General features: G+C 72.0%; 12 protein-coding genes. 5 read left to right on the top strand and 7 right to left on the bottom strand.

Annotated features, from left to right (window positions below; translation table 11 throughout):
• Positions 1 to 45: 45 nt before the first annotated feature.
• From ACH5AO_RS23740 to ACH5AO_RS23715, 6 genes are all read right to left on the bottom strand, one after another.
• A complete protein-coding gene (locus tag ACH5AO_RS23740; RefSeq protein WP_398927758.1) occupies positions 46 to 417 on the bottom strand; it encodes a toxin Doc in 372 nt (123 codons plus the stop codon).
• Positions 417 to 668, bottom strand: a complete 252-nt coding sequence (locus ACH5AO_RS23735; RefSeq protein WP_398927756.1) for a hypothetical protein — start codon at positions 666 to 668, stop codon at positions 417 to 419. Before ACH5AO_RS23735 ends, ACH5AO_RS23740 begins: the two co-directional genes overlap by 1 nt.
• 24 nt (positions 669 to 692) lie before the next feature.
• Complete coding sequence (locus ACH5AO_RS23730; RefSeq protein WP_398927754.1) at positions 693 to 3,782, bottom strand: lantibiotic dehydratase; 3,090 nt, start codon at positions 3,780 to 3,782, stop codon at positions 693 to 695.
• A 168-nt stretch (positions 3,783 to 3,950) separates the two neighbouring features.
• A complete protein-coding gene (locus ACH5AO_RS23725) occupies positions 3,951 to 4,139 on the bottom strand; it encodes a hypothetical protein (protein WP_398927752.1) in 189 nt (62 codons plus the stop codon).
• A 112-nt stretch (positions 4,140 to 4,251) separates the two neighbouring features.
• Complete coding sequence (locus ACH5AO_RS23720; RefSeq protein ID WP_398927750.1) at positions 4,252 to 4,740, bottom strand: GNAT family N-acetyltransferase; 489 nt, start codon at positions 4,738 to 4,740, stop codon at positions 4,252 to 4,254.
• 40 nt (positions 4,741 to 4,780) lie between these two features.
• Positions 4,781 to 5,236, bottom strand: coding sequence for a hypothetical protein (locus ACH5AO_RS23715; RefSeq protein ID WP_398927748.1), 456 nt, complete (start codon positions 5,234 to 5,236; stop codon positions 4,781 to 4,783).
• Positions 5,237 to 5,706: 470 nt separating this feature from the next.
• Here ACH5AO_RS23715 and ACH5AO_RS23710 point away from each other — a divergent pair, with 470 nt between their 5' ends.
• The 5 genes from ACH5AO_RS23710 (at position 5,707) to ACH5AO_RS23690 (ending at position 11,379) form a co-directional block, all read left to right on the top strand.
• Entirely contained in the window at positions 5,707 to 7,443 is a 1,737-nt protein-coding gene (locus ACH5AO_RS23710; protein WP_398927746.1) for an AMP-binding protein, read from the top strand.
• 80 nt (positions 7,444 to 7,523) lie between these two features.
• Positions 7,524 to 9,146: a histidine ammonia-lyase gene (gene hutH, locus ACH5AO_RS23705; RefSeq protein WP_398927744.1), complete on the top strand. Its 1,623-nt coding sequence runs from the start codon at positions 7,524 to 7,526 to the stop codon at positions 9,144 to 9,146.
• Positions 9,147 to 9,653: 507 nt separating this feature from the next.
• On the top strand, positions 9,654 to 9,914 hold the full coding sequence (locus tag ACH5AO_RS23700; RefSeq protein WP_210977454.1) for a chorismate mutase: 261 nt from the start codon (positions 9,654 to 9,656) through the stop codon (positions 9,912 to 9,914).
• Positions 9,915 to 10,269: 355 nt separating this feature from the next.
• The gene (locus ACH5AO_RS23695) at positions 10,270 to 11,157 is read left to right on the top strand and encodes a hypothetical protein (protein WP_398927742.1); all 888 of its coding nucleotides are present in this window, start codon (positions 10,270 to 10,272) and stop codon (positions 11,155 to 11,157) included.
• A 69-nt stretch (positions 11,158 to 11,226) separates the two neighbouring features.
• Positions 11,227 to 11,379: a hypothetical protein gene (locus ACH5AO_RS23690; RefSeq protein WP_398927739.1), complete on the top strand. Its 153-nt coding sequence runs from the start codon at positions 11,227 to 11,229 to the stop codon at positions 11,377 to 11,379.
• A 162-nt stretch (positions 11,380 to 11,541) separates the two neighbouring features.
• Here the strand turns inward: ACH5AO_RS23690 and ACH5AO_RS23685 are convergent, their stop codons facing one another.
• The gene (locus ACH5AO_RS23685) at positions 11,542 to 12,618 is read right to left on the bottom strand and encodes an AraC family transcriptional regulator ligand-binding domain-containing protein (RefSeq protein ID WP_398927737.1); all 1,077 of its coding nucleotides are present in this window, start codon (positions 12,616 to 12,618) and stop codon (positions 11,542 to 11,544) included.
• Positions 12,619 to 12,798 lie beyond the last annotated feature (180 nt).

Genomic DNA, 12,798 nt, shown 5'->3' with positions numbered 1-12,798 from the left:
GCGCTCGGGGGCTCACCGGAGCCGGCCCGGTCCGAACGGCACCCCTCAGACGCGCCAGGCGCGCAGCTGCTCGGCGACGGTGTACACGTCGGCCTTGTACATACGCGTCCTGGCCACCAGGTCGGGCAGTTCCCCGTACGGAGGGTCGACCGCTTCCCCGGCGTCGGCCATGTACTCCACGGCCACGAGGGCGGCGAAGAAGGAGTTGCGGGCCGGCAGCGGTTCCTCGCGGGCGAGGGTCACCAGCAGGGCCGCGGCCCGCCAGGCGCTGTCCGGTTCGTAGCCGATGCGCGGCGTGTTCACACGGTGTCGCTGCACGGCCGCCGCGAGCGCCGAGTAGTCGGCGACGTCCGGCTCGCGGGGCATGATCAACGCCTGCCGGTCCAGCAGCCACGCCAGGTCGATCAGGAGCTCCATCAGGCGGCGTTCACCCGGTGGGGGTGGTCTCCGGCGGCGGGCTCCTCGTCGGGGAAGGCCTCGGCGAACTCCCCGGCGTGCCGGCGCGCCCATTCCGCGGCGCGGGCCAGTGAGGCCGGGGAGGAGAGCCGGGGGTCACGCATCGCGGCCTCCGTGAGCAGCGCGGTGACGGTGGTGCCCTCCTGGTTCGCCCGCTCCTGGAGCCTGGCGTGCACCTCGTCGGGGACGCGGATGGTCACTGTCTTGGACATGCGCCCCAGCGTACAGCAGATGCTTTACGCGGGTCCCGCGATCGCGTCGGTACCGACGTCTCCGGTGATGGCGTGCCGCCGCGCCGCCGCCCGGTCCCGGTCCCGGCCGGCCTGTACGGCCCCGCGGGCCAGGGCGTACACCTCCGCCTCCGCCCGGCGTCCGGCGGCCAGGCGCAGCCGCCGGTTGCAGTGCATGTGGGCCACGGCGCGCAGGACGGACGTGGGGTCCGTCCAGGGCCGGCCGGCGGCGGTCCGCCGTACCCGCGCCCCGTAGTCCGCCAGGGCCGACCGCCAGCGCGCTTCCAGCTCGGACGACGGCGGCCCGGTCCGCGGGCCGACGGCCTGCCGCATGTCCCGGCGCTGCCGGGCGCAGGCACGGTGCAGTTCCTCGTCCTTCGGGACCGCGCGGAGCAGCCAGTCGTCGCCGTCCCGCGCGTTCTCTCCGTGGAACACCCTGACCAGGGTCACGATGCCGGGGGCCACGCGGGCCGGGCTGTGCTGGTCCAGCCGTTCCAGGGCGAGCATGCTGTCCAGGTGGAAGACGCGCTCGGCCGAGTCCATCAGATCGGCGCCGCCGTAGCGTTCGGTCTCCGGCCGGTAGGGGTGCACGGCCACGTCGTTGACGGCGCCCGCCGCGAGCAGCCCGCGGGCCCAGTCGCGGAAGGCCGGCACGACCGTGCCGCCCCACCGCTCCCGCGGGGCGCGCACGCGCAGCCGCAGGTGCGGCCGTCCCAACGCGGGGTCGGCGTACCGGACGTAGAACCACCGCAGTGTGTCGTCACCGGCGAGTGCGGCGGCCCAGGGCGCGACATGACCGGCCAGGAGCTCCTGCTGGCCTTCGAGCGATCCGTACAGGAACGCCGAGAGCCACACATGCTCCTCCGCCGTCCCGGGCGGCGGGGTGCGTACGGGAGGCGTCCGCACGGGCGCGGACAGGGGGGTGGCGCCGGCCGTTCGCCGCGGGAGGACGGAGACGACCACCTCCGCCTCGTGGAATCCGGACGGTCCGGCGAGCCATCCCCTGTCCGGATCGGGCGACGGATGGCCGTGCAGGACGACGCGGTCGCCCTTTCGGCACTCGTCCCACAGCAGTTCCCGGTGCGAGGCGAGTGACAGGTCGACGGGGATCTGCTGGTCCGCTTCGGTGATCCGGAGACGGTCGGGCGCGTTCCACAGGGACTGCCAGGCCCGTACCGCCGCGCGCAGGTCCCCGGGGCGGCCGGTCCCGCCTCCCTCGCCGCCCAGGGTCCCGGCGGTGAGCCGCCAGGTGGCCGGGCTGAGGATCGTGCGCCCGTATCTGATCTCCGGGAGGTAGGGGGAGTCCTTGAGCGCGTCCCAGTCCCAGGGGCTGATGGTGCGGACGTCCATCATGGCCACGTCGTGCAGGAACCGGGCGGTGTCCGGGGCCGTCCGCAGGTTGTGCGCGGACAGCGGCACGGGGAGGACCTCCCGGCCCGACTCCATGTCCAGCAGGCGGAACCGGGACGCGTCCGCGATCACCCCGATCCCGGTCACGCCGAGGTTCTCGCCGGTCCCGTCGCAGAAGAGGCCGGCGGACACGCGGTGGGCGAGCACCTGCCGGGTGCCGAGGACGTTGCCGTGCCGGGGGTCGTGCGGCGCGTAGGCGAGCTGGACCGGCAGGGGCCCGTCGTCCCCGCCGTCGGGGAGCGACCGCCCGACGATCGCCGTGAGCGCGTCCTCCACTCCGGGAAGGTGGGCGAAGCGGCCCCAGGCCATTCCCGCCCGCTGCGTGGCGGTCAGCGGATTGGGGGCCAGCAGGAACCGTCCGGCGCGCAGATCGTCCGGCGAGTCCGCGGTCAGGGAGAGCAGCAGGTCGGCGGAGGCGGGGGTCTCTCCCCCGTCGTGGCCGAGCCGGTCGATCATGTCGTCGTCCAGCATCACACAGGGCTGCTTCTGCGCCACCGCCCGCAGGAGCAGCGTCGCGAGCGCCTCCCGGCGCGCGGGACTCGGCGCGGGGCCCGCGGGAGCCGTCCGGTGGGCGCCCGGGGACTCGTACCCGGCCGGTGCGCCCAGGCCCGAGTCGGGATCCAGCAGACGGCGCAGCGGCACCACCTCCCCCACGCCGTAACGCTCGAGGAACTCCTGGTGGTACGCCTTCAGCGCGAGCCGGGAGGCGGTGTCCGGCGAGGACAGCCGCCACAGCACGGTCGCCGCCCGCTCGGCCTCCCGGGCGACCTCGTCGGGCAGCACGACCCGCGCGTCGAGGGCGAGGTCCACGTGGGCCGCGTTCCCGGTGCCGGCCGTCTCGGCGAGCTGCCGGAGCGCCGGCTCGCCCTCGCCCGGCGGCGCGGCCTCGAACCTTCGCATCGCGTCGTACACCGTCGCGAGCCGGTCGTGGAACAGTCCCGCGGCGGGCCCGTCCGGGGGTGTCACCGCGCCCGGCGCGGGGCGCAGGTCCGTGAGGAGCACGCCGGCCCGTACCAGGGTGGCGACCAGTGCCACGGCACGGTCGCGCGGGACCGTCGGGAACTCCCGTACGAGAGCGGCGACGAGGTCGGGATGGGCGACGGGGGTGCGGGCGTGGCGGAGGACGGCGTCGACGGCGCGGGTGAGTTTGATCCCGCGCCGGACGGCACTCTCCTCGTGCAGGGACAGCGGAAGAACCACGGTGTCCGTACGCGGTGACAGCACGTCGCTGACGTGCAGCCGAGCCGTCTTGAGCGCTTCCGGGTCGCTTTCCCGCTCGTTGAGCCCGGCGTTGAGCCAGAGGGCGTCCGGGCGCACGCTCTTGCGGTGGCGCCGGCCCAGGGTGAACGCGGGCCGGGCACCGAAGGTGCCGACGGCCACCCCGGCCAGCAGGCCGAACGGTGTGGGCCGTCCCGCCGCGCGCAGCTGGTAGCGCAGCAGGGAACGCGTCACGCTGCGCCGTCTGCGGGTGGAGAGCGCACCATCCCCGGCCGCCAGGGACGTCACGGCCCGCGCGAGGGACGGACTCGACGTCAGCAGTGCCTCGCGGAAGCCGGGGTCCGAAAGCAGTGCCCGTGCGTAGGAGAGGTCGTCCCCGAACCGCTCGGGCGTGTGCGCGGCCCAGTTCTTCGGCAGGACCGGTGCGCGGAGCAGGAAGTGCTCCGCCGCCTCGAAGACGGACTCCACCGTGTCGCCGTCCTTTCCCCACGACTCGCATCGAACGGCGGTACCGGGCCGGATGTGCGGCCCGGACCCCGGTGAGGTCCGGGCCGCACACCGCGAGCCCCGGTGTCCGGACAGGAGACCCGGTGTCCGGACACCGAAGGCCGCCACCCGGCGGCCTTCGGCCGTGACCTACCAGGTCGGCGGGCGCGTGGCGGACTCGCGGGTCCAGGTCGGCGGGCGCGTGGCGCCCTCCCGGGCCGCGACACTCCCGGTACGGGGCTCTTCCACGATCTCGACCTCGAACTCGTCGGACACAGGCATGTTTCCTCCGCTGACGCAGGTGACGGACAGGACGGACACCGCACGCGACCTGCTCATGAGGCATGACCTCGCGTGCCGCCGGAAACACTACCCGCTCTCCGCCAGAACACACCTTCTCCCGCCGGGACAGTGTGAAAAAGTGGGAAGCCCCACTTCAGGCCGCGGACCGTCACGGGCCGAGCGGCAGCGACATGATCACGCCGACCTCGTGGAAACCCAGCGAGGCGTACAGCGACCGCGCCACCGCGTTGCTCCCGAACACGTGCAGTCCCACCGAGGACGCTCCGGCCCGGCGCGCCTCCTCGATGCCGGCCGTCATCGTGGCCCGGCCGTAGCCGCGGCCCCGCAGGCCCGCGTCCACGGCGATGTCGTAGATGTACGCCTGTCCGCGTCCCGGCTCGCCGCTCATGGCGAACCACAACCGTGCCACCGGCCGGCCCCCGCGCGCGTCCCGGGCGGTGAACAGGTGGTTGTCCGGGGTGGCGAGCCCGTCCGGGAGCAGCCCGGCGAACGCCTCGCGCGCCCTGGCGAGCGACTCCTCCCGCGTCCAGGTCCCCGCCTTCACCTTCTCGTCGGCATAGCCGGGCACGGCGGACGCCAGGAACTCCTCGTACTCGGCGGCGCTCATCGGAACAAGCTGTACGCGTACAGGTGGCATGCCGTGCAATGTATCCGTTCCCCGTAGCGGCAGGGGGCCGTCATGGATCCCGCGGGCCTCTCCTCCCGGAGGGACACCGTGACGGCCCCTGCCCGGCCGGCCGCTGCCAGGTCACCATGTAGGCGCCCGCGCCTCCGTTGCTCGTGGTCCCCTCGGCCCCGATCCCGATGCCCGAGGAGTTGCCCTTGTACCAGACGGCGCCGGCCTTGAAGCTGTTGTCGGAGGTGTTGAACCAGCCGGTGACCTCGATCGGCTCCCGGGAGGTACCGCCCCAGTACCCACAGGAGCAGGTCCCGCGGGGGATGCAGGTGGTGCTGATGCCGCCGCGGTGGGGGAACTCGGCCGTCACGCCGTAGTTGCCCTGGGCGCAGACCGGGACGTAGCCCTTGCCGATGCCGGAGGCCGAGGCGCCGGTCGCGCCCCCGACCACCGCGGTGACGGCGAGAAGCACCGCCGCGCCGCCCGCGGCCACCGTCGTCTTCGTACGTGCGGACATCATGTCCCCTGCCGGGCAGGAGTGGGTGCGGTCGCGGAGCCCGGCCGCCCTCTCGTGGTCGGCACCACCGCACAAGGGATAACACATCGTGTGAATTCTCGTCAGGCAGTCAAATATTGTGTCCGGGTGCTGTACGGTGACCGGCCGGAGCCGGGTTTCCCACCTGCCGCCGCGATCCGGTCGGCTCGGTGACGGTCTGCCGCATTGCAGGCGCTGCACGCAATTTACCGGAGGAACCTCTTCCTCATCCACCGTGCGGGCCCGCTTGCCGGGCTCCTGAACGGGCGCCCGGACACCGGAGAGTTCCAGGCGCGCTCCGATATGAACGTTGTGCTCCTGTTGGAGAAACAGTCACCGAACTCCACCGTGTGTCGATACTGCGACCACACGGTCAGTGTGCAAAGTCTTCCGCGACGACACGAGCGACGGGGTCGCCGTAGTCGTGATCACGAAAAAGAGAGGGAGAGCGAATGCTCCTGTCCGAGCTGCGGCCCGATCGGCGGGCGGTGCGCGATCACTGCGCGGCGGGTGTCTGGCGGCGCGAGGGACCACTGGCGGATCTGCGGAGATGGCGGGACGAGACACCGGAGGCCATCGCGGTGATCGCCCATCAAAAGGGCACAGGCGTCCGCCGGCTCACGTACCGGGACTTCGGCGATCACGTCGAGCGGTTCGCCTGCGCGCTGAGCGAACTGGACGTCGTACCGGGGCAGGTCGTCGCCGTGCAGCTGCCGAACTGGTGGCAGGTGAGCGCCCTGCTGCTGGCCTGCGAACGCGTCGGTGCGGTCTTCGCGCCGATCATGATGACCATCGGTCCGCGCGAGGTGGAGCGCATGCTGGCACGGCTGGAGGCCGGTGTGTTCGTCACGGTCGACCGGTGGGGTGAGAGGCGGTACGCGGACGCGGTGGCCGGGATGGCGGACCGGCTGCCGGGGCTCCGGCACCGCGTGATCATCACCGACGGCGAGACCCCGCCGGGAGCGGTGGACTTCGGCCGTCACTTCGAGCGCCCGCGGGAGGGGCGGACCACGGCGCTCGGCGAGGCTCCCGCCGAGGACCCGAACCGGGTCGCCGTCGCTCTGTTCACGTCGGGCACCTCCGGCGAACCCAAGGGTGTCCTCCATTCGTTCAACACCTTGTACGCCGGAGCCTCGGCGGTGGTCCGGGCGGAGGGCCTGGGTCCCCGGGACCGGTTCTTCACCACGCAGGCGCTGACCCATGTCTTCGGCATGATGTACAACATCCTGATCCCGCTGCTGGCCGGCGGCACCTCGGTGCTCTGTGACGTCTGGGACCCCGAGGACGCGCTCGGCATCCTCGCGGAGACCGGGACCACCGTCCTGGCGGGCGCACCGCCGTTCATCGCCGCGCTCGTCGCCGAGGCCGAGGACCGCTCACGGCCGGCTCCGCCGCTGCGCATGGTGCTCAGCGGCGCGACCACGGTCCCCGGCCCGCTGGTCGCGTCCGTCCCGCGGACCTGGGGGGTGCCGCTGCGCACCCTGTGGGGGATGACCGAGGTCCCCGGTCACACGTGGACCCGCCATGACGATCCGCCGCTGTGGGGTGCGCGCAGCGACGGCAGGCCGGGCGCCGGGCTGGAACTGGACTTCCGGTCCGAGTCCGGTGCCCCGCCCACCCCCGAGCAGCCGGCCCGGCTCTTCGTCCGCGGTGGCGGAGTGTGCCTGGCGACCCTCGGCCGGGACGGTGGCCGTCCGCGCGTGACGGCCGACGCGGACGACGGCTGGTACGACACCGGTGATCTGGCGGTCCCGGACGGACGGGGCGGTCTGCGCGTCATCGGCCGCGTCGCGGACCGTATCGGCGGTTCCTTCATGATCCCGGTCAACGACGTCGAGACGGAACTGCTCGCCCACCCCGAGGTGGAGGACGTCGTCCTCGTCGGATACCGGGATGAGTTGGGCGACGAACTCGCCTGCGCGGTCGTCGTGCCCTCCTCGACCGCGCCCACGCTCGCCGGCCTGCGCAAGTTCCTCGACGCGCGCGGCATGACCGGGTGGTACTGGCCCAGCCGGCTCGAACTGGTCACGGAGATGCCGCGCAACGCCGTCGGGAAGGTCCGCAGGGACCTGCTCCGCGCCCGCGTGAGGGACGGGCTCCCGGCGGGCGGCGGGCAGGTGGCATCCGGTGAACAGCCGTCCGCCGGGCAGGAGGCCGGACCGCCGCGGCACGGGACCGGCACGGCCTGAGCCGGCGACACCCGGGGCACGGGCACGGCGCCCCGGCACCTCGAACGTCATCCGCGTGATCCGAAAGGAAGGACACTCCCATGCGTACCACCCCTCCCGCCCCACAGCGTGAACTGCGTCTCGACGGTCACAGCCTGACCGCGGACGACATCCACCGGATCTCCCTGTCCCCGCAGGACACGAGCCCGGACCTGGCCGAAGCGGCGGTCCTGCGCATGAAGAGGTCCTCGCACCTCAAGGAGGACCTGATCGCCTCCGGGATACCCGTCTACGGTGTCACCACGGGCTTCGGCGACAGCAGCAACCGCCAGATCGGCCCGGAGAAGACGGCGGCCCTGCAGCGGAACCTGCTGCGCTTCCTGCGCGTGGGCACCGGACCGGCGGCACCCCCCGAGGTCGTTCGCGCGACCATGCTGATCCGCGCCAACTGCGCCGCCCGGGGGCACTCCGCCATCCGGCCGGAGCCCGTCCGCCTCATCCTGGACATGCTGCGCCACGACATCCTTCCGCAGATCCCGGAGCGGGGTTCGGTGGGCGCCAGCGGTGACCTCGCCCCGCTGAGCTATCTGGCCGCCGCACTCATCGGCGAGGGCGTCGTCACCTACCGGGGGGAACGGGCACCGGCCGCCGAGGCGCTGCGCGCGGCCGGCCTGCGGCCGGTGGAGCTGCAGGCCAAGGAGGGCCTCGCCCTGGTGAACGGCACCTCCTTCATGTCCGCCTACCTGGCCCTGGCGTCCGCCGAGGCACGGGAGATCGCCTGGTGCGCCGAGCTCTGCACGGCGATGGCCGCCGAGGTGCGCAGGAGCAGCGGGGACCAGTTCGCCGCGTTCCCGCACCTCCACAAGCCGCATCCGGGCCAGATCGCCAGCGCCGGGAACATCCGGCGGTTCCTCGACGGATCGTCGCTGATCGGCTCCGACGCCGACTTCCGGGGAGACGGCTTGATGGACGGCGACGGCTGTCTGGAACTCCGGCGCGGTATCCAGGACCCCTACTCCATTCGCTGCGCCCCCCATGTGATCGGCGTCCTGCGCGACACCCTCCAGTGGGCCGAGCAGTGGATCGGCAACGAGATCAACTCGTCCAACGACAACCCACTGTTCGACGCGGACGCCTCCACCGTCCACAACAGCGGCAACTTCTACGGCGGCCATGTGGCCCAGGCCGCGAGCGCGCTGACCACGGCCGTGGCCGGTGTGGGCGACCTGCTGGACCGGCAGCTGCAACTGCTGGTGGATCCCAAGTTCAGTGTGGGGCTGCCGGCGAACCTCACCGCCGCGGTGGAGGCCCACGACGCCGCGGCCGGACTGCACCACGGCTTCAAGGGCGCGCAGATCGCCGCCTCGGCCCTGACCGCCGAAGCGCTGCACCTGACCCTGCCGGTCAGCTCGTTCTCCCGGTCGACCGAGGCGCACAATCAGGACAAGGTCAGCATGGGCACCATCGCCGCCCGGCACACCAGGACCGCGGTCCACCTGATCGGCGAGGTGACCGCGATCCACCTCCTGGCGCTCTGCCAGGCCGCGGACATCCTCGGTGCCGACGGGCTCGGTCCGCTCACCGCCCGCGCCCACCGCTTCGTGCGCCGCACGGTCGCGTTCGTCCGGGAGGACCGCCCCCTGGACGAGGCGTTCCGGCAGACCGCCGGAGCACTCCTCGACGGCTCCCTGCGTCACGAGGTCATGGCGTCCGCCCGGCCCTGACCTCTTCGGCACGGCGACCGGTCCCGGGTCCGCGGGCGGCCGGCGCGCCGGTCCCGAGTACCGTCGCGGCACCCGCACGCCGGCATCGGCGGTGTCCGGCGGACACCGCCTTTCGCGCACGGCACCAACACCTTTCGGCCAGTTGGATCATGACGGTTCGGCACCCCTTGCAGTGACACTGTTCTCTCTGCCACTCTCGTGTGCACCCGGAAAACATGTTGTGCTCCGGGAGGGGATGCCCCGGGCCGCCACGACGGAGTGGTGCCATGCCCGCCGTTTCCGGGGACACCGTCACACATCACTCTCCGGGCCCGCGTGCGAAAGCACTCCGCATATCGGCGCATATGATGCGGGTCACGCCTGAGGGGAAAGCCGCGGGCCATCCGCCGGTCAGCGAGAACCAGGGAACTCTTCTCCACTCCTCGCAGAAGAAACTCACACGGCCTTTCCGAGGCATCCCCCGGATGCCATGTAATTGATCGAACCAAATCCTCGCCGGAGGCAGTCTTGCGCATTTCAGAGAGCGTTGAGGACTACATCGCGGAGCAGCGGAGCCGCATCGACGAACTGGACGGCCTGCTGATCGAGACGATCAAGGCCAGGCGGGAGGTGTCCCTCGGAATCCAGCGCCGTCGCACGGAGGCGAGGGGTCCGAAGTCGGACACGCCGCGGGAAAACAAGATCATCGAGAAGTACGGGGAGGAGCTCGGCGGACGGCAGGGTGTCTCCCTGGCCCTGGAAGTCCTCAAGGCGTGCCGTCTCCCGTAGCCCTTTCCCCTGCCCGACCCGTTCGTACCCCCTGGAACGCGCCCGTCGCCCTCGAAAGGATCCGCTGTGGAAACCGTCGAAGAATTGATCGGACTGCACGAAAGCGCGCGGCTGGACTCGCTCAATCTCATCGTGAGCGAGAATCGCATGACCGAGAGGGCGATGGCCCCGCTAGGCTCGGACATATCCCAGCGCTATGCGGCGGATTTCTACTCCGGTACGGAGCCGGCCCGTCGGCTGACCGAATACGCGACTCGCCTCGCGTGCGAGGTGTTCGGCGCACGGTACGCCAATCTGTCACCGATTTCGGGAAACGTGAGTCTGCTGGCGGCCGTGTTCGCCCTCTCCGGAACCGGTGACCAGGTGGGAAGGGTCCCCCCCGTTCTTTCCCGGGGGCGGTTATCCGCTCGACTACGCGGCCTTCGACCGCCGGTCCCTCCCCCTGCCCTTCTCCGACGAGGACTGGCAGATCGACCTCGACGCGGCGGTGTCCCTGCTGCGGGCGGAACGCCCCCCGCTGGTCGTCCTGGGCTCGTCGATCGTCACCTACCCGATGCCGGTGCGCGAGATCAGCGAGGTGGTCCATTCCTACGGCGGACTGGTCGCCTACGACGGATCGCACAGCCTCGGACTGATCGCCGGCGGCGAATACCAGGATCCCCTGCGCGAGGGCGCCGACCTGCTGCTCGGCTCGACGCACAAGACCTTCCCGGGTCCGCAGGGAGGCCTCGTCCTCACCAACGACGAGGAGGTGCACCGGCGGGTGGAGGTCCTGTCCAACTTCCGTCCCCTGAACGGACCGACCCTGATCTGCAACCCGCACCTGGCGCGCATCGCCTCGACGGCGATCGTGCTGGAGGAGACGCCCTGGCGCGACTACGCCCGGCAGGTGGTCGTCAACGCGCGGTGCGTCGCCGCGGCACTGCGGGACGAGGGGATACCGCTGCGGGGAACGGGCGCGCGGAACTTCCCCGAGCGGACCTACTGCCACCAGGTGCTCATGGACTTCCCCCTGGACGAGGCCCGCAGGCTGCGCGACCACCTCGGACGGCACCGGATCAACGTCGACGGTTTCCTGCGCCTGGGAGTGTCGGAGATGACCCGCCTCGGTTTCACCGCCGAGGAGAGCACCGAACTGGGACGGCTCATCGCCACCCTCCTCAAGAACGAGCACAGCGTTCCCCGGGAGACCGACCGGCGCATCGGAGAACTGATCGACGCGCACCGGAAGGTCGTCCTGTGAGCACCGGACACCGGGAGGGTACCGGGTGTCCGGATCCGGTCCGAGACACCGTCCCGTGTGATGAGGCCCGTGCGGGCCCACAGGGTCCGGCCCTGTCGGAGATCCCCTGCCAAGGTACTGGGCTGGAATCCCCGGGGCGTCGAGGAGACGATCGTGGCCACGGCGGAGAGCCAGATCCGGCTGGGCCTGTCCCTGCCCGGGGAGGAGCACACCGCGGCGTGACCGGCGCGGGAGGCGTCCGGCATCCCGGCGCCGAAGGGCTCTCCGGTCCGTCTCCGAGGTACCGGAGGCGGACCGGAACCGGTGGCGTCCGGGCGCCACGGGTTCACGTCACGCACCGGCCAACGGAACCGGGTTCTCCGCCCGTGCCGGTGGCCCGTCCGGTCAGCGGGGCCGTGTCCCCCGCGGCCGCGGTCGCCGGCCGGGACGTTCCCACGACGCCAGAAGGGTCCGCCTCTTCACGGCCTCACGCCGCACGCCGGTGGGCGGACATCCCCACCAGCGCCGTGCGCAGCGGCTCAGGACGGCCTGGTCGGAGAATCCCAGGAGACCGCTGATCTGTGACATCGGCATGTCCGTCTCCGTCAGGTAGTGCCGGGCCCGGTCGCGGCGGGCGTCGTCGAGGATCGTCGCGAACGTACAACCCTCCGCGGCGAGTTGCCGTTGCAGGGTCCTGGGGTGGAGCGACAGGACGCGGGCCACCTGGGGCAGGGTCGTCCCGCCCATGTCGAGGGACTTCCCGAGGACGGCGCGCACCCGGTCCGCCGCCGGGGTGTCCGGTCGCCCGTACCGGCCGGACAGCGACTGCAGCGCCTGCCGCCGCAGGGACCCGTCCGCGTTCTTCAGAGGCTGGGACAGCAGGCTCGCCGGAACGCGCAGGTCGGCGTGGGACCGGGCGAAACGCACCGGTGCGCCGAAGGCGTCGGCGTAGGTCTCGGGTGAGGCCGTGGGCCGGTGGGTCAGGTCGACGGTGTGCGGTGTGTAGCGATCGCCCACGAGGTACGCCGTCATCCGGTGGATGAAGAGCATGGTCATGTCGACGGCCTGCGGCAGGGGCTCCCTTCCCGCACCGCACGAGTAGCGCAGCGCCACCACGCCGGGGACGCGGTCGGGGTCGGCGAGCACGGACAGGCTCAGTTCGCGCCCGTGCACGAACATGTACCGGGAGATGCACTCCATGGCGTCCGCGACGGACGAGGAGTTCCGGATGGCGACCGCCAGGGTCCCGAGCATCCCCAGTTCCTGTGCCGCGCCCACCCGCAGCCCCAGGTCCGGACGGCCCAGCTTCGCCGCCGCGATCTCCAGTATCGCCGCCACCGAGCGGTCGTCGACGAGGAGGTCGTCGGAGTCGAGCGCCCCGGGCGGCAGGTCGGCCAGCCGGGCGTACTCCAGCGCGTCACCGCCGAGCCCTTCCACACAGTGCCGGAAATTCCGCAGGGCGGCCGACCGGACCAGAGACATGTGCGCGTACCTTTACCCGCTTGACCGTCAAGGCATCCGACAGTGGTGAGGCGGTCACACCTTCCGGCTGACCGTCCCGTGAGGAGCGGACGGGCAACCGGTGACCGCGCCGGGAGGGCGGGAGCCCGCACGACCAGGGAGGGGGTGTCGCACGGTGCGACGAGGCACCGCTCCCGCACC

It is taken from the genome of Streptomyces sp. NPDC018964, assembly GCF_044390325.1.
In the GTDB taxonomy this organism is placed as follows: domain Bacteria; phylum Actinomycetota; class Actinomycetes; order Streptomycetales; family Streptomycetaceae; genus Streptomyces.
Note: the sequence above shows the minus strand (reverse complement) of the source record. Positions and strands in the feature narration are given on the sequence as shown.

Bases quoted from the DNA above. Each gene is read 5' to 3' on its own strand.
- ACH5AO_RS23715 (WP_398927748.1), bottom strand. From the start codon at position 5,236: ATGTCCGCACGTACGAAGACGACGGTGGCCGCGGGCGGCGCGGCGGTG.
- ACH5AO_RS23735 (WP_398927756.1), bottom strand. From the start codon at position 668: ATGTCCAAGACAGTGACCATCCGCGTCCCCGACGAGGTGCACGCCAGG.
- hutH (WP_398927744.1), top strand. From the start codon at position 7,524: ATGCGTACCACCCCTCCCGCCCCACAGCGTGAACTGCGTCTCGACGGT.
- ACH5AO_RS23710 (WP_398927746.1), top strand. From the start codon at position 5,707: ATGCTCCTGTCCGAGCTGCGGCCCGATCGGCGGGCGGTGCGCGATCAC.
- ACH5AO_RS23685 (WP_398927737.1), bottom strand. From the start codon at position 12,618: ATGTCTCTGGTCCGGTCGGCCGCCCTGCGGAATTTCCGGCACTGTGTG.
- ACH5AO_RS23720 (WP_398927750.1), bottom strand. From the start codon at position 4,740: ATGCCACCTGTACGCGTACAGCTTGTTCCGATGAGCGCCGCCGAGTAC.
- ACH5AO_RS23725 (WP_398927752.1), bottom strand. From the start codon at position 4,139: ATGAGCAGGTCGCGTGCGGTGTCCGTCCTGTCCGTCACCTGCGTCAGC.
- ACH5AO_RS23740 (WP_398927758.1), bottom strand. From the start codon at position 417: ATGGAGCTCCTGATCGACCTGGCGTGGCTGCTGGACCGGCAGGCGTTG.